14 protein-coding genes are annotated in these 15,047 nt (G+C 61.5%); 6 read left to right on the plus strand and 8 right to left on the minus strand.

Annotated elements, in window-relative coordinates:
• The first annotated feature begins 18 nt into the window (after positions 1–18).
• Positions 19–1,152 carry a TIGR03364 family FAD-dependent oxidoreductase gene (locus CAG47_RS05050; protein ID WP_085723830.1) on the plus strand — a complete coding sequence of 378 codons (1,134 nt, stop codon included), beginning with the start codon at positions 19–21 and terminating at the stop codon, positions 1,150–1,152.
• Positions 1,152–1,709: a phosphonate degradation HD-domain oxygenase gene (locus CAG47_RS05055; protein ID WP_085723831.1), complete on the plus strand. Its 558-nt coding sequence runs from the start codon at positions 1,152–1,154 to the stop codon at positions 1,707–1,709. The genes CAG47_RS05050 and CAG47_RS05055 overlap by 1 nt, the downstream gene beginning before the upstream one ends.
• A gap of 105 nt (positions 1,710–1,814) precedes the next feature.
• Here the strand turns inward: CAG47_RS05055 and CAG47_RS05060 are convergent, their stop codons facing one another.
• Both CAG47_RS05060 and CAG47_RS05065 read right to left on the minus strand, forming a co-directional pair.
• The gene (locus CAG47_RS05060; protein WP_085723832.1) at positions 1,815–3,191 is read right to left on the minus strand and encodes a GTPase/DUF3482 domain-containing protein; all 1,377 of its coding nucleotides are present in this window, start codon (positions 3,189–3,191) and stop codon (positions 1,815–1,817) included.
• Complete coding sequence (locus CAG47_RS05065) at positions 3,184–4,554, minus strand: DUF2868 domain-containing protein (RefSeq protein ID WP_085723833.1); 1,371 nt, start codon at positions 4,552–4,554, stop codon at positions 3,184–3,186. Before CAG47_RS05065 ends, CAG47_RS05060 begins: the two co-directional genes overlap by 8 nt.
• 85 nt (positions 4,555–4,639) lie before the next feature.
• Between CAG47_RS05065 and CAG47_RS05070 the strand changes: the two genes are divergently transcribed.
• Positions 4,640–5,152 (plus strand): dihydrofolate reductase, encoded by a 513-nt coding sequence (locus tag CAG47_RS05070; RefSeq protein ID WP_085723834.1) that lies wholly within the window; start codon positions 4,640–4,642, stop codon positions 5,150–5,152.
• A gap of 79 nt (positions 5,153–5,231) precedes the next feature.
• Here the strand turns inward: CAG47_RS05070 and CAG47_RS05075 are convergent, their stop codons facing one another.
• Entirely contained in the window at positions 5,232–6,623 is a 1,392-nt protein-coding gene (locus CAG47_RS05075) for an L-cystine transporter (RefSeq protein ID WP_085723835.1), read from the minus strand.
• Between the two features lie 240 nt (positions 6,624–6,863).
• Here CAG47_RS05075 and CAG47_RS05080 point away from each other — a divergent pair, with 240 nt between their 5' ends.
• Positions 6,864–7,919, plus strand: a complete 1,056-nt coding sequence (locus CAG47_RS05080; RefSeq protein ID WP_085723836.1) for a phosphorylcholine phosphatase — start codon at positions 6,864–6,866, stop codon at positions 7,917–7,919.
• Between the two features lie 190 nt (positions 7,920–8,109).
• On the opposite strand, the gene ilvD is transcribed toward CAG47_RS05080, so the two are convergent.
• The 3 genes from ilvD to CAG47_RS05095 all read right to left on the minus strand — a co-directional run bounded on the left by ilvD (position 8,110) and on the right by CAG47_RS05095 (position 12,211).
• Positions 8,110–9,951 (minus strand): dihydroxy-acid dehydratase, encoded by a 1,842-nt coding sequence (ilvD, locus tag CAG47_RS05085; protein ID WP_085723837.1) that lies wholly within the window; start codon positions 9,949–9,951, stop codon positions 8,110–8,112.
• 395 nt (positions 9,952–10,346) lie between these two features.
• Positions 10,347–10,805: a transposase gene (locus CAG47_RS05090; protein ID WP_085723838.1), complete on the minus strand. Its 459-nt coding sequence runs from the start codon at positions 10,803–10,805 to the stop codon at positions 10,347–10,349.
• Between the two features lie 209 nt (positions 10,806–11,014).
• Positions 11,015–12,211, minus strand: coding sequence for a class I SAM-dependent rRNA methyltransferase (locus tag CAG47_RS05095; protein ID WP_085723839.1), 1,197 nt, complete (start codon positions 12,209–12,211; stop codon positions 11,015–11,017).
• Between the two features lie 153 nt (positions 12,212–12,364).
• On the opposite strand from CAG47_RS05095, the gene CAG47_RS05100 reads away from it, so the two are divergent.
• Together CAG47_RS05100 and mutM are read left to right on the plus strand one after the other, a co-directional pair.
• Positions 12,365–13,234, plus strand: coding sequence for an HDOD domain-containing protein (locus CAG47_RS05100; RefSeq protein WP_085723840.1), 870 nt, complete (start codon positions 12,365–12,367; stop codon positions 13,232–13,234).
• A gap of 31 nt (positions 13,235–13,265) precedes the next feature.
• Complete coding sequence (gene mutM / locus CAG47_RS05105) at positions 13,266–14,078, plus strand: bifunctional DNA-formamidopyrimidine glycosylase/DNA-(apurinic or apyrimidinic site) lyase (protein ID WP_085723841.1); 813 nt, start codon at positions 13,266–13,268, stop codon at positions 14,076–14,078.
• Between the two features lie 123 nt (positions 14,079–14,201).
• Here mutM and CAG47_RS05110 read toward each other — a convergent pair whose 3' ends face one another.
• On the minus strand, positions 14,202–14,453 hold the full coding sequence (locus CAG47_RS05110; protein ID WP_085723842.1) for a YfhL family 4Fe-4S dicluster ferredoxin: 252 nt from the start codon (positions 14,451–14,453) through the stop codon (positions 14,202–14,204).
• A gap of 102 nt (positions 14,454–14,555) precedes the next feature.
• Positions 14,556–15,035: a pantetheine-phosphate adenylyltransferase gene (coaD, locus tag CAG47_RS05115; protein WP_085723843.1), complete on the minus strand. Its 480-nt coding sequence runs from the start codon at positions 15,033–15,035 to the stop codon at positions 14,556–14,558.
• Between the last annotated feature and the right edge of the window lie 12 nt (positions 15,036–15,047).

The following is a 15,047-nucleotide window of genomic DNA, read 5'->3' on the forward strand; positions in this document are numbered from 1 at the left end:
AATTCAGGACAAGACCCCATGACACAACACAACGACATGCTGATCGTCGGCGCCGGCATCCTGGGTTTGTCCCACGCCTATGCCGCCGCCAAACGCGGTCTCAAGGTCACGGTTTTCGAGCGCAGCGAAACGCCTGTCGGCGCTTCGGTGCGCAACTTCGGCCAGGCACTGGTCACCGGTCAGCCGCCGGGACCGATGTTGGAACTGGCCCAGGCCAGTCGCGGAATCTGGGGCGATTGGGCGCAGCTCGCCGGCCTGCAACTCAAGCGCAACGGCTCGTACCTGTTCGCCCGCACCGAGGCCGAAGAACAGTTGCTGGAAGCCTTCTGCGAGGGTCGTGCGGTTGAACACGGCTACCGTGTCGACCTGCTGCGCGGCGCCGCGTTACGCGATTTGTACGGCGGTCAGTTCCGCCACCACCGCGCGGCGCTGCATGGCATGGACGACCAGCAACTGTATTCGCGCGAAGCGATTCCGGCGCTGATCGACTTCCTGCGCCGCGACCTGGGCGTCAAGTTTCACTTCTCCACCCTGGTTCGCGATATCGAGCCGGGCCGCCTTTACAGCACCGCCGGCAGTTTCAGTGCCGAGCAGATCATCGTCTGTTCCGGCCATGATTATCAGACCTTGCTGGCCGAGCAGATCGCCGAACTCGACCCGCAAATCTGCCGTCTTCAAATGCTTCGCGCCCGACCGCAGGTCAATCTGAACCTGCAACATGCATTGCTCACCGGATTGAGTTGCGTGCACTACGGTGCCTTCGCTGACTTGCCGGAAGCAGCAGCGGTGCAGGCCGAGATTTTGCGGCATGCGCCACACCTGCATGAAAATGGTATCCACCTGTTGATCAGCCCGACGCCTTACGGCGAGTTGATCATTGGCGATTCGCACCATTACGGCAGAGATCCGTCGCCCTTCAATGCCGAGCAGGTCGACGACTGGATGATCGAACTGGCCGAGCAGACCCTGGGCTGCCAGGTGCAAGTGGTCGAACGCTGGCAGGGTGTCTATGGTTCTCGGGGGCCGGGACCGTTCTCGTTCCTGCGTCCGGCAGAAGGCCTGGGCGTAGCGTTGATGCACACCGGTGTCGGCATGAGCGTCGGGCCGGCGATGGCGGAACGCAATATTGCCACTGTATTGGAGGAAATCTGATGCTGCGTGAAGAGCAAGTGATTGCCGAGGTGTTCGGCTTGTACGAGCGCTTTGGCGATAGCGACTATATCGGCGAGCCGGTGTCACAGATCGAGCACATGTCCCAGGCGGCGCAATTGGCCATGGCCGAAGGCTTCGACGATGAAGTGGTGCTCGCGGCGTTCTTTCACGACATTGGGCACATTTGCACCGAGGGCTCGGAGAACATGGGCGGTTTCGGCGTGGTCAGCCATGAGCGGCTCGGTGCCGACTACCTGCGCCGTGCGGGGTTCAGCGAACGCATGGCGCGCTTGGTCGAGTACCACGTTCAGGCCAAGCGTTATCTGACGCTCAAGGAGCCTGGGTACTACGAGCGCTTGAGTGAAGCCAGTCGCCGCACCCTGGAATATCAAGGCGGGGTGATGACGGCTGAAGAGGCTGAGGCGTTCGAACAGGACCCACTGTGTTCCGTGAGCCTGCGCATGCGCCAGTGGGATGAGCTGGCGAAAGAGATGCACGTGCCGGTGATCGATCTGGCGGTGTTGAAGGACAAGGCGGTGCGGTTGCTGGCTGCATAAAGCCTGTGATACCGAGTCGCTGCCTTCGCGAGCAGGCTCGCTCCCACAGGAGACCGCATTCCTAATGTGGGAGCGAGCCTGCTCGCGAAAAGGTCGCGAAGGCCACTACAACTCTGCGGCCAACACCTCTATCTGCTCCTGCCGCTCCGCCTGATTCAACTTTGGATGCGGATTGAGCGATGACCACTGCGGATGCGCCCGTGCCTTGTTCAGCGCTTCGGGCAGTTTGCCTTCGCGCCAGCTCTTGTCCTGGGGCGTGGCCACCTGAATGCTGTCCATCGCCGCATGCCCGCGGGTGTTCAGCGCTTGCAGCAATTGCCGCTGGCGCAGCGCCAACAGGCGCAGCACGTTGTCATCCACCGTCAGCTCGCGCTGGCCCTTGATCTTGCCCAGCAAGCGGCCGCCATAACTGCGCGCGGTTTGCAGGGCGCCGCCAGCGATGGCGCCGGCCAGTGCGGCGGCGCCGAGGGTAATCCCGCCCACCAGCAAATCGACCCCGGCCCCGGCAGCCGCGCCTGCAGCGATACCGCCACCGACGCGAACGCCCAGTTGCTTGAGGGTTTCCGGGTTGAACAGGTCATCGCCCCAACGGCCGTCGAGCAGCGGTAAATCGCTGGCCGCGGCGTCCTGTGGGCGGAAGGCGTAGAGCTTGAGCAGGGATTCGACACAGCGCTGTTCACGCTGGCGCACGGCTTTGCGCAATTCGCTGATCGCCTGTTGTTCCTGTTCGGCTTCACTGACCACACTGCGCCGGCAGGCCGCGCAATCGATCAGCAATTCGGCAATCAATCGCTCAGCGCTTTGTTGGCGAGCCAAGCGCTGGGCCTGCTGATCGGCGATCAGGCGTTCCAGTTGCGGCCGCGCGGTTTCCAGAAGCAGGGCGAGACTTTCATAGAGTCGGCGTTCGCCATCCTCTGGCGGCGCGACGCTATCGAAACGCACCAGGGCATGCAGGCCCAGCCGCGCCAGCGCTTCACGCCATGCCGGCTCGCGGTGGTTGGCGCTGCTGACGAAATTCAGCACCGGCAGCAAGGGCTTGCCGCAACCGGCCAACACCTCCAGCTCGTCGCGATACTTGGCCAGCACCGGCTCACGGGCGTCGATCACATAGAGACCGGCATCGGAGGCCAGCAACTGGCGCAGCACCTTGGCCTCCTGTTCGAAGCGTTGCCGGGCCTCGCTGCCGTCGAGGAAGCGCGCCAGGCGTGCCGGGCCGTCGAGGCGTTCGCCGGGGCGCTCCAGGCGTTCGAGATAATCGAGCAGGGCAATGGCGTCTTCCAGGCCGGGGGTGTCATAAAGGTCGAGCAGCGGCTCACCGTCCACCGACAACCGTGCGCCCTCGACATGTCGTGTAGTGCTGGGGCGATGGGACACCTCACCGAAGCCGACGTCGCGAGTCAGGGTACGCAGCAAAGAGGTCTTGCCGACATTGGTGTGACCGACCACGGCGAGTTTCAGAGGCCGTATCCAAGTGTCAGTCATGACCCGTCTCCAGCCAGTTCATCGGTGCGCAATCGGCAAAGGGCAACTCAAGCTGTTGCAGCGCCACGTGCCAGTCGCCCAGGCGCTCGGCGTCCAGCGCTTGACCGGGCGGTGCCTGCAACAACCACACGCGGGTGGCGCTGGCGCTACGGGCCAGTTCGGCGATCAAGGCCAGGCTGCCGCGATCCGGCGAGCGCCGTGGATCGCAGGCGACAGCCAGGCGTGCCGGGGGAAAGCGGCTCAGTTGTTCGAGCAGTTTGTGTCGCGATTCGCGACTGTCGAGGATGCCGGCGTTGCTCACGTTTTTCGGCAATGCCGGTGGCCAGGGGCGTTGATCGTCCAGTTCGATGGCGACCAACAGCGCGCCGTCGCTTTGCTGTTCACTGACGCCGCTTTCTACCCGATGAAGTTGCGCCGGTGCCGCGTCGCTGACGCCGAGGCGTTCGCTGGTAGGCATCAAGCGTTCGCGAAGTTGTGCGTAACCGGGCAGGTTCAAGTCCAGGCCCAGGGTCGTTTTCCCCGCCTTCCAGCGCCACAGGCAAAACAATGCGAGCAGCAGGCGCGGCAATACGCCGTAGACCAGCAGCACCCCCACCAGCCATGCAGCCCAGGCCTGTCGGGCGCTTTCGATGTTCAGCGCGGCATCACCGCTGGCGCGGATCATCTCCTCGGTCGGCACGTTGAAGCCGAGCAGGGCCGGTAGCGTGCCAAGGGCCTGGGTGACGGCGATAAAGGTGTCGGCGCTGAGGATCGTGGTTTCCCAGACGAAGCCGTAGCGTCGGGTCGCCATCAGTGTCAGCAGAATCACCAAGGCACTGAGCATCGCCAGCCACCACAGGCTGTTGACCAGCACACCGATGGCCCAGCGATTGAGTTTCTGCCGTTGCAACAACAGAAGCAGGGCCGGTGCCAGTTGTGCGGCTTTGGCGTCCCGGGCGAGTTTTTCACTGAGCCATATCCACAAGCGTCCGAGACTGGCGCCGTGTTCGCCGGCAAACACCAGCCCCAGGGCCCAGCTCAGCAGCAAGATCAGATTGAGCCCAAGCAGGCTGCCCAAGGCCCAGAACACGTTAACCGGGTGCAGGCCGTCGCCCAGTGCGGCAAAGGCCAGGCCGGCGCCGCTGATCACGGCCAGCACCGCCATAACGAACAGCGCCAGGCGTGCGCCTTGCAGCCAGTGATTAAGGGCCGTTGCCAGGCCATCGCGTTCAGCCAGCCACAGGGCCCGACGTTGAATGCGCGACGGCAAATCGCCGCCGGCGCTGCGGGCCAGTCGGTTGGCCTCTAGGTCTTCCAGGGGGCCTGCGTGTTCTTCGCGCAAGCGGATGGTTTCTGTCAGCCAGAGGGTATTGAGTTCAGTCACGCGGCATCCCGTCGCTTCATTGAGCTGTGAGCATAACCGCTGTGGCGCTTATCGGCGAAAGCGAGGCTCTGGTATCCTCGCCGGCATGACTAAATCACTCCCCCTCAGCCTGATCGCGGCCCTCGGTGAAAACCGCGTGATCGGTGTCGACAACAGCATGCCCTGGCACCTGCCGGGGGACTTCAAATATTTCAAGGCCACCACCCTCGGCAAGCCGATCATCATGGGTCGCAAGACCTGGGATTCCCTCGGCCGTCCGCTGCCGGGCCGCTTGAACATCGTGGTCAGCCGTCAGGCGGATCTGCTGCTCGAAGGCGCCGAGGTTTACCCGTCGCTGGAAGCCGCCGTCGTTCGCGCCGAGGAATGGGCGAAGGAACAGGGCGTCGATGAGCTGATGCTGATTGGCGGGGCGCAGTTGTATGCCCAAGGACTGGCCCAGGCAGATCGCTTGTACCTGACCCGCGTGGCGCTGAGCCCGGAAGGGGATGCGTGGTTTCCGGAGTTTGACTCGAAGGAGTGGAAGCTGGTCTCCAATGTGGAAAACCCGGCTCTGGATGACAAGCCGGCGTACAGCTTCGAAGTCTGGGAAAAGGCTTAAAAGCATCGCGAGCGTGCTCGCTCCTACAGGGGGATGTCGATCCCAGTGTAGGAGCGAGCACGCTCGCGATAGCGGTCTATCAGACGTGCGCCAACGCCGAATGCTCATCCGCTTCCAGCAACGCCTTATCCGTCTGCTGCATCATCTGGCTGGTAATCGCCCCGGCCGTCATCGAGCCACTGACGTTCAACGCCGTCCGCCCCATATCAATCAGTGGCTCGACCGAAATCAGCAGTGCCACCAATGACACCGGCAAACCCATCGCCGGCAGCACGATCAATGCGGCAAACGTCGCACCGCCACCCACGCCGGCCACACCGGCCGAGCTCAGCGTCACAATCGCCACCAGCGTCGCGATCCACAATGGGTCCAGCGGATCGATGCCCACGGTCGGCGCCACCATCACCGCCAGCATCGCCGGGTACAGACCGGCACAGCCATTCTGGCCGATGGTCGCACCGAACGAAGCGGCAAAACTGGCGATGGACTGCGGAATGCCCAGACGACTGGTTTGCGCTTCGATGCTCAATGGAATCGTCGCTGCACTGGAGCGGCTGGTGAAGGCAAACGTCAGCACCGGCCAGATCTTGCGGAAGAAGCGCAGGGGATTGATCCCGGCAGCCGATACCAGCACGCCATGAACGACAAACATCAAGCCAAGGCCAATGTAAGACACCACGACAAAACTGCCGAGCTTGATGATGTCCTGCAGGTTGGAGCCGGCGACCACTTTGGTCATCAGCGCCAGCACACCGTATGGGGTCAGCTTCATCACCAGGCGCACCAGGCGCATCACCCAGGCTTGCAGGGTGTCGATGGCGTTGATCACTTTCTGACCTTTCTCGGCATCATCCTTGAGCAGTTGCAGCGCCGCGACACCGAGGAACGCTGCGAAAATCACCACGCTGATGATCGACGTCGGCTTGGCCCGCGCCAGATCGGCGAACGGGTTTTGCGGAATGAACGACAGCAGCAGCTGCGGCACATTCAGGTCGGCGACCTTGCCGGCGTAATCGGTCTGGATGGTTTGCAGGCGTGCCATTTCCTGGCTGCCGGCCACCAAGCCTTCGGCGGTCAGGCCGAACAGGTTGGTCAGGCCAATGCCGATCAGCGCCGCGATGGCCGTGGTGAACAGCAGCGTGCCGATGGTCAGGAAGCTGATCTTGCCCAGCGACGAAGCGTTGTGCAGGCGGGCCACGGCGCTGAGGATCGAGGCGAACACCAGCGGGATCACGATCATTTGCAGCAATTGCACATAACCGTTGCCCACCAGGTCGAACCAGCCGATCGAGGCTTTCAGTACCGGGTTACCGGCGCCGTAGACAGTGTGCAAGGCCACGCCGAACGCCACGCCCAGCACCAGTGCGAGCAGGACTTTTTTCGCCAGGCTCCACGTGGTGTGGCGGGTTTGTGCCAGGCCCAGAAGCAGGGCGAGGAACACCAGCAGATTGAGAATCAGCGGCAGATTCATTGGAACTCCCATTGGACATGTGCCAACTGCCTTCCGGGGCAGCTGCGAACCGGCAAGCCTAACAGCTTGAAAACTAATGAATTAATATCAAAAACGCAGGGTTCAAGTCGTTTTTGGAATAAGCGGATGTCGCTGTCAGAAATGCAACTGGCGCGAAAGGGACGCGGGCGGTCGCTGACAGACGAGGACTGTCACACTTATTTGTTAGCGTCGATATCTTTCATTCAGGGAGATATGCCAATGAAGTTCGCACCGAAGTTTTTGGCTTTAGCCGTTTGCCTGGGCCTCGCCGGGCAGGTACTCGCAACGGATCTGAAACACTGGCCGGCGGATCAGGCCAAGGCGCTGGACGCGATGATCGCGGCCAACGCCAACAAGGGTAACTACGCGGTGTTCGACATGGACAACACCAGTTACCGCTACGACCTCGAAGAGTCGTTGCTGCCGTTCATGGAGAACAAAGGCCTGATCACCCGCGACAAGCTCGATCCCTCCCTGAAGCTGATGCCGTTCAAGGACACCGCCGATCACAAGGAAAGCCTGTTCAGCTACTACTACCGCCTCTGCGAAGTCGACGACATGGTCTGCTACCCATGGGTCGCCCAGGTGTTCTCCGGCTTTACGCTCAAGGAACTCAAGGGCTACGTCGACGAAATGATGGCGTCCGGCAAACCGGTACCGGCGACTTACTACGAAGGTGACGTGGTCAAGAAACTCGACGTCAACCCGCCGAAGATCTTCACCGGCCAGCAAGAGCTGTACAACAAACTGATGGAGAACGGCATCGAGGTCTATGTAATGACCGCCGCCTCCGAAGAACTGGTGCGCATGGTCGCGTCCGATCCGAAGTACGGCTACAACGTCAAACCACAGAACGTGATCGGCGTGTCGCTGTTGCTCAAGGACCCGAAGACTGGCGAACTGACCACCGCGCGCAAGCAGGTCACTGCGGGCAAGTATGACGAGAAGGCCAACCTCGGCCTGGAACTGACCCCGTACCTGTGGACCCCGGCGACCTGGATGGCCGGTAAGCACGCAGCAATCCTGACCTACATCGATGAGTGGAAAAAACCGGTGCTGGTTGGCGGCGACACCCCGAGCAGCGACGGCTACATGCTGTTCCACGGTGTTGACGTGGCCAAGGGCGGCATCCACCTGTGGGTCAACCGCAAGGACAAGTACATGACCCAGATCCAGGGCATGATGGCCAAGAACGCAGCGGCCCAGGCCAAGGAAGGGTTGACGGTGACGGCCGACAAGAACTGGGTGATCGTCAAGCCGGAAGAGATCCAGTAAAGCTGCAGCGCTGCCCCCTGTAGGAGCGAGCACGCTCGCGATGGTCGTCAACGATAACGCGGGCAACCTGATACCCCGCGGTGTCTGGTCCACCATCGCGAGCATGCTCGCTCCTACAGGTGAACGGTGACCGGCAGAAATGAAAATGCCCCGCACTTGGCGGGGCATTTTCATGTTCGACGGTTAAGCCTTACAGCCCGTCGAGCATCGCCTTGTTACGCACAGCACCCTTGTCGGCACTGGTGGCCAGCAGGGCGTAGGCTTTCAGTGCGGTGGTCACTTTACGTGGGCGCACTTCCACCGGTTTCCAGCCTTTCTTGTCCTGCTCGACCCGGCGTGCAGCCAGTTCTTCGTCGCTGACCAACAGGTTGATCGAGCGGTTCGGAATGTCGATCAGCACCTTGTCGCCGTCCTGCACCAGGCCGATCGCGCCGCCGGCAGCCGCTTCAGGCGAAGCGTGGCCGATGGACAGACCGGACGTACCGCCGGAGAAACGGCCGTCAGTGAGCAGGGCGCAGGCTTTGCCCAGGCCTTTGGATTTCAGGTACGACGTCGGGTAGAGCATTTCCTGCATGCCCGGGCCGCCTTTCGGGCCTTCGTAGCGAATGATGACGATATCGCCTTCCTTCACTTCATCGGCGAGGATGCCGCGTACGGCGCTGTCCTGGCTTTCGAAGATCTTCGCGTTGCCTTCGAACACGTGGATCGACTCGTCGACGCCGGCGGTTTTCACCACGCAGCCGTCCAGGGCGATGTTGCCGTACAGCACGGCCAGGCCACCTTCTTTCGAATAGGCGTGCTCTACACTGCGGATGCAGCCGTTCTCACGGTCGTCGTCGAGGGTGTCCCAGCGGGTCGACTGGCTGAACGCGGTTTGCGTCGGGATGCCCGCAGGACCGGCCTTGAAGAAGTGGTGCACCGCTTCGTCGTTGGTCTGGGTGATGTCCCACTTGGCGATGGCTTCTTCCATGCTGCGGCTGTGCACGGTCGGCAGTTGAGTGTGCAGCAGGCCGCCACGGGCCAGCGAACCGAGGATGCTGAAAATCCCGCCGGCACGGTGCACGTCTTCCATGTGGTACTTCTGGATGTTCGGCGCGACCTTGCACAGTTGCGGAACGCTGCGGGAGAGGCGGTCGATGTCGCGCAGGTCGAAATCGATCTCGGCTTCCTGGGCGGCGGCCAGCAGGTGCAGGATGGTGTTGGTCGAACCGCCCATGGCGATGTCGAGCATCATGGCGTTTTCAAACGCCTGGAAGTTGGCGATGTTGCGTGGCAACACCGACTCGTCGTTCTCGCCGTAGTAACGCTTGCACAGCTCGACGATGGTGCGGCCAGCCTGCAGGAACAACTGCTCGCGGTCGCTGTGGGTGGCCAGGGTCGAACCGTTGCCCGGCAGGGCCAGGCCCAGGGCTTCGGTCAGGCAGTTCATCGAGTTGGCGGTGAACATGCCGGAGCACGAACCGCAGGTTGGGCACGCGCTGCGCTCGTACTCGGCGACCTTCTCGTCAGAAGCGCTGGAGTCGGCGGCGATCACCATGGCATCGACCAGGTCGAGACCATGGCTGGCCAGTTTGGTCTTGCCGGCTTCCATCGGGCCGCCGGAGACGAAGATCACCGGGATATTCAGGCGCAGGGCGGCCATCAGCATGCCGGGGGTGATCTTGTCGCAGTTGGAGATGCAAACGATGGCGTCGGCGCAGTGGGCGTTGACCATGTACTCGACGGAGTCGGCGATGATCTCGCGGCTCGGCAGCGAATAGAGCATGCCGTCGTGGCCCATGGCGATGCCGTCATCGACAGCGATGGTGTTGAATTCCTTGGCCACGCCGCCAGCGCGTTCGATTTCGCGGGCGACCAGTTGGCCCAGGTCCTTGAGGTGCACGTGGCCCGGTACGAACTGGGTGAAGGAGTTGGCAATGGCGATGATCGGCTTCTTGAAGTCGTCATCTTTCATCCCCGTGGCGCGCCACAGTGCGCGGGCACCGGCCATGTTGCGGCCGTGGGTGGATGTTTTCGAGCGGTAATCAGGCATGAAGCACTCCGGGCGGCTAATCAGGTATCAAAAGGGAAGTGAGCTTCTATTGACGTCTTGAACACTCGGAAATGGCCGTGTGTCCGGAAGTTGCCGATAACTTTGCGGGATCGCCGCGCGCTTCAGCTTGAGCTCATAAACCCGCCGGGGATGACTGGCGATGAATGTTCGCGATTCTACACGGCTGGCGGCTGGAGGGAATGGTTGGGCGCATTCACGAGACGTGCGGCCCAGGCAATGAACCTGAATCTGAATCTTGATCCGGACCTGAACCTGAACCTGTAGGAGCGAGCATGCTCGCGATGGTCGTCAACGATAACGCGGGCAACCTGACACCCAGCGGTGCCCTGTCGTCCATCGCGAGCTTGCTCGCTCCTACACAGGAGGGGCGGGTGTCAGATCCAGATGGCATCCCACAACGGGTAGTCGCCGATACGGTCGACGAGCCCTGCACGCAACGGGTTGGCGATGACGTATCGAGCGGCGGTTTTCAGATCTTCCTCCCAGCGCAGCGCCCTGTCGAAATAGCCTTTCTGCCACAGCCTGTCCGGCTGCCCCCGCGTCAGATTGATTGCCCGAGCACTTCGCGCTTTGGTGGCCTGCATCAGTTTCGGCAAATCACCGTTATGCAACTCAACCAACCAATGAAAGTGGTCCGGCATGACCACCCAGGCGATGGATGTGGCTTTGCCCGTTTCCTGAGCCTTTCTGAGCTCATGCACGAGAAGGCGACCCACACGCCAATCCTTGAAGACCGGTTCTCGTTGATGAGTGACAGCGGTAAGCAGATAAATTCGGCCATGTTCCGAATGCCGGCCGGTGCGTAACCGATGACCCTGTGACGTGCTGGACATTCCGTTGTCCTCTTCTGTGATTGGAAGAGAAAACGTTAGACGCCTCGAACAGAGCCAGCGCGGCAAAAGCGCATCAGAATGTGTACCCCCACCGCCCCTGTAGGAGCGAGCACGCTCGCGATGAACCCGAGAACAACGCGGGGTATCAGGCCGCCAGCGTTATCGTTGGCGACCATCGCGAGCGTGCTCGCTCCTACAGAGGGCAGGCTTTAGCTGTTTGGCAGCAACCGGCAGGTAATGCTCTTGATGTAGCGGGTTTCCGCAATTGCCGGATGCACCGGGTGATCCGGCCCTTGTCCACCACGTTCGAGCATCTGGATGTTGCGGTCCAGGTGGCGGGCGCTGGTCAGCAGGATGTTCTGCAGGTCGTCTTCCGGCAGGTGCATCGAGCAGGAGGCGCTGACCAGGATGCCGTCCTTGGTGAGCAGACGCATGGCTTGTTCGTTCAGGCGGCGGTAGGCGCCTTCGCCGTTCTTCATGTCTTTCTTGCGTTTGATGAAGGCTGGCGGGTCGGCCACGATCACGTCGAAACGTTCTTCGCTGGCTTTGAGTTCTTTGAGGGCTTCGAAGACGTCGCCTTCGATGCAGGTCATTTTGTCGGCAAAACCGTTCAGGGCCGCGTTGCGCTCGACGCCGTCGAGGGCGAAGCCGGATGCGTCGACGCAGAACACTTCGCTGGCGCCGAACGCGGCAGCCTGCACGCCCCAGCCGCCGATGTAGCTGTACAGGTCCAGTACGCGTTTGCCTTTGGCGTAAGGGGCCAGGCGGGCGCGGTTCATGCGGTGGTCGTAGAACCAGCCGGTTTTCTGGCCCTGGATGACCGGTGCTTCGAATTTCACGCCGTTCTCTTCGAGAGCGACCCACTCCGGCACCAGGCCGAATACGGTTTCGACGTAGCGGGTGAGGCCTTCGGCGTCACGGGCAGCGGAGTCGTTCTTGAACAGGATGCCGCTCGGCTTGAGCACCTGGGTCAGCGCCGCGATCACGTCGTCCTTGTGGGCTTCCATGGTTGCCGAAGCGATCTGGACCACCAGGATGTCGCCGAAACGGTCGACCACCAGGCCCGGCAGCAGGTCGGAATCGCCGTAGACCAGGCGATAGAACGGCTTGTCGAACAAGCGTTCGCGAATGGACAGGGCCACGTTCAGGCGATGCACCAGCAGCGACTTGTCCAGCGGCAACTTGATGTCGCGCGATAGCACGCGGGCGCAGATCAGGTTGTTCGGGCTCATGGCGACAATGCCCAGCGGCTTCCCGCCGGCGGCTTCAAGGATCGCCTGGTCGCCGGCCTTGAAACCGTGCAAAGGCGTAGCGGCTACATCGATTTCGTTGCTGTAGACCCACAAGTGACCGTTGCGCAGACGACGGTCGGCGTTGGCTTTGAGGCGCAGGCTAGGCAGGGACATGTCGTCGCTCCGGAAAAAAGAGCGGGAGTATAGCGTGTTGAGCCCCCGGGTTGGCCTGCAAGTGGACATGTGGCGAGGGTTGTCTTGCTATTTGGTATGTCGGATCCAACTTTATAAAGGTTAGAATCGCCGTCTGACCCAGAGTGTGCACAAATGTCCCAAGAGCTGACCTCCGAACAGATCCAACAAGCCCTGCAGGGCATCAGCGTACCGGCCCAGCCGCAAATCATGGTGGATTTGCAGATGGAGCAGTACATGCCCGACCCGGATCTGGAAGTCATCGCCAAGCTGATTTCCCAGGACCCGGGGCTTTCCGGTTCGCTGCTCAAGATCGTCAATTCGCCGTATTACGGGCTGAGCAACAAGATTGCCTCGATTCAGCGCGCGGTAAATCTGCTGGGCAGCCGCTCGGTCATCAACCTGATCAACGCACAGTCGATCAAGGGCGAGATGAACGACGACACCATCGTCACCCTGAACCGTTTCTGGGACACCGCTCAGGATGTGGCCATGACCTGCCTGACCCTGGCCAAGCGCATCGGCATTGAAAATGGCGACGAAGCGTATGCCCTGGGTCTGTTCCACGACTGCGGCGTGCCCTTGATGCTCCAGCGTTTCCCCGACTACATGGGTGTTCTGGAGCAGGCCTATGCCAACGCCAGTGCCGAATGCCGGGTGGTAGACACCGAGAATCAGGTGTTCAATACCAATCACTCGGTGGTCGGGTATTACACGGCCAAGTCCTGGCGCCTGCCGGAGCACGTGAGCGCGGCGATCGCCAATCACCACAATGCATTGGCGATATTCAGCGATGAGTCTTCGCGCAACAGTTCGTTGAAGAACCTGCTGGCGATCCTGAAGATGGCCGAGCACATTTGCGCGTCGTACCGGGTGCTGGGCAACCAGACCGAAGATCACGAGTGGAACAGCGTCGCACCGCTGGTGCTCGATTATGTCGGCCTCTCGGACTACGACTTCGAGAACCTCAAGCAGACGATTCGCGACCTCGGTACTCATCGCTGAGTACCGGGCTTTCTTCTTTCTAGAGAGCACCATGCCTGAATTGCCAGAAGTCGAAACCACCCGTCGCGGCATCGCGCCGTACCTGGAAGGCCAGCGTGTCAGCCGGGTGATCGTGCGCGATCGTCGCTTGCGTTGGCCTGTTCCCGAAGACCTCGATGTGCGCTTGTCCGGGCAGCGCATCGTACTGGTGGAGCGGCGGGCCAAGTACCTGCTGATCAATGCCGAAGTCGGCACCTTGATCAGCCACTTGGGCATGTCAGGCAATTTGCGCCTGGTGGAAGCCGGGCTGCCGGCGGCCAAGCATGAGCATGTGGACATCGAGCTGGAATCGGGCCTGGCGCTGCGCTACACCGACCCGCGGCGCTTTGGTGCAATGCTCTGGAGTCTCGATCCGCTCAATCACGAGTTGCTCATCCATCTGGGGCCGGAGCCGCTGACCGATCTGTTCGACGGCGAGCGTCTGTTCCAGCAGTCCCGTGGTCGCTCGATGGCGGTCAAGCCGTTCATCATGGATAACGCGGTGGTGGTGGGCGTGGGCAACATCTACGCGACTGAAGCGTTGTTCGCCGCCGGGATCGACCCGCGCCGCGAAGCCGGGAGCATTTCCCGGGCGCGTTACTTGAAGCTGGCCATCGAGATCAAACGCATCCTGGCGGCTGCCATCGAGCGCGGCGGTACCACGCTGCGGGACTTTATCGGTGGTGACGGTCAGCCTGGCTACTTCCAGCAGGAACTGTTCGTGTATGGCCGTGGCGGTGAACACTGCAAAGTCTGTGGCACGGGGCTGCGGGAAGTGAAACTCGGGCAGCGCGCCAGCGTTTTTTGCCCGCGCTGCCAGAGCTGAAATTCAGTTAGGCTGATGACGCCTTCGCGAGCAGGCTCGCTCCCACAGGGGGTTTGTGTACGACGCAGATCCAGTGTGGGAGCGAGCCTGCTCGCGATGGCGGCCTGACAGGCGCCAGAAGCCTCAGGCCTTGCCGGTAATTTTCCGGTACTTCTCCATCAACTCCTCTTGAGTCTCCGGATGGGCTTCGTCCAGTGGAATGCAATCCACCGGGCAGACCTGCTGGCACTGCGGTTCGTCGTAGTGGCCGACGCACTGGGTGCACAGGTTCGGGTCGATCACGTAGATCTCTTCGCCTTGGGAAATGGCGGCGTTCGGGCACTCGGGTTCGCAGACGTCGCAGTTGATGCAATCGTCGGTGATGATCAGGGACATGCTAACTCCAGCCGGGGCGGCAAGCCCGGGCGCAATAAACCAATGCGCACAATTGTGCCGCATTGGCGCCTGCGTTGCACGCGGGCGCCGCTTGAGCGGTGTTTACTTCTTGAAGCGTTCTTTCAGTGCGTCCGCCACCGCAGGGTGCACGAACTTGGTGATGTCGCCGCCCAGGGCCGCGATTTCACGGACCAGCGTCGAGGAAATGAACGAGTAACGCTCGGACGGGGTCAGGAACAGGCTTTCCACGTCCGGCGCCAGTTGGCGGTTCATGTTGGCCAGCTGGAATTCGTATTCGAAGTCCGACACCGCGCGCAAACCACGCAGGAATACGTTGGCATTCTGCTCTTTGGCGAAGTGCGCCAGCAGTGTCGAGAAGCCGACGACTTCAACGTTCGGCAGATGTTTAGTGACCTCGCGCGCCAGTTCTACCCGTTGTTCCAGAGGAAACAGCGGGTTTTTCTTGGGGCTTGCGGCGACGGCGATGATCACGTGATCGAACAGGCGCGAGGCGCGTTCGACCAGATCGCCATGGCCCTTGGTAATAGGGTCGAAGGTACCTGGGTACAACACTCGGTTCATCGCGTCGTCCTG

The sequence above is a fragment of the Pseudomonas sp. R37(2017) genome (assembly GCF_002113375.1).
Taxonomy (GTDB): domain Bacteria; phylum Pseudomonadota; class Gammaproteobacteria; order Pseudomonadales; family Pseudomonadaceae; genus Aquipseudomonas.

Excerpts from the sequence above, each read along its gene's own strand:
- CAG47_RS05090 (WP_085723838.1), bottom strand. The coding sequence starts at position 10,805 with ATGTCCAGCACGTCACAGGGTCATCGGTTACGCACCGGCCGGCATTCG.
- CAG47_RS05050 (WP_085723830.1), top strand. The coding sequence starts at position 19 with ATGACACAACACAACGACATGCTGATCGTCGGCGCCGGCATCCTGGGT.
- CAG47_RS05075 (WP_085723835.1), bottom strand. The coding sequence starts at position 6,623 with ATGAATCTGCCGCTGATTCTCAATCTGCTGGTGTTCCTCGCCCTGCTT.
- CAG47_RS05070 (WP_085723834.1), top strand. The coding sequence starts at position 4,640 with ATGACTAAATCACTCCCCCTCAGCCTGATCGCGGCCCTCGGTGAAAAC.
- coaD (WP_085723843.1), bottom strand. The coding sequence starts at position 15,035 with ATGAACCGAGTGTTGTACCCAGGTACCTTCGACCCTATTACCAAGGGC.
- CAG47_RS05095 (WP_085723839.1), bottom strand. The coding sequence starts at position 12,211 with ATGTCCCTGCCTAGCCTGCGCCTCAAAGCCAACGCCGACCGTCGTCTG.
- ilvD (WP_085723837.1), bottom strand. The coding sequence starts at position 9,951 with ATGCCTGATTACCGCTCGAAAACATCCACCCACGGCCGCAACATGGCC.
- CAG47_RS05055 (WP_085723831.1), top strand. The coding sequence starts at position 1,152 with ATGCTGCGTGAAGAGCAAGTGATTGCCGAGGTGTTCGGCTTGTACGAG.
- CAG47_RS05100 (WP_085723840.1), top strand. The coding sequence starts at position 12,365 with ATGTCCCAAGAGCTGACCTCCGAACAGATCCAACAAGCCCTGCAGGGC.
- CAG47_RS05060 (WP_085723832.1), bottom strand. The coding sequence starts at position 3,191 with ATGACTGACACTTGGATACGGCCTCTGAAACTCGCCGTGGTCGGTCAC.
- CAG47_RS05110 (WP_085723842.1), bottom strand. The coding sequence starts at position 14,453 with ATGTCCCTGATCATCACCGACGATTGCATCAACTGCGACGTCTGCGAA.
- CAG47_RS05080 (WP_085723836.1), top strand. The coding sequence starts at position 6,864 with ATGAAGTTCGCACCGAAGTTTTTGGCTTTAGCCGTTTGCCTGGGCCTC.
- mutM (WP_085723841.1), top strand. The coding sequence starts at position 13,266 with ATGCCTGAATTGCCAGAAGTCGAAACCACCCGTCGCGGCATCGCGCCG.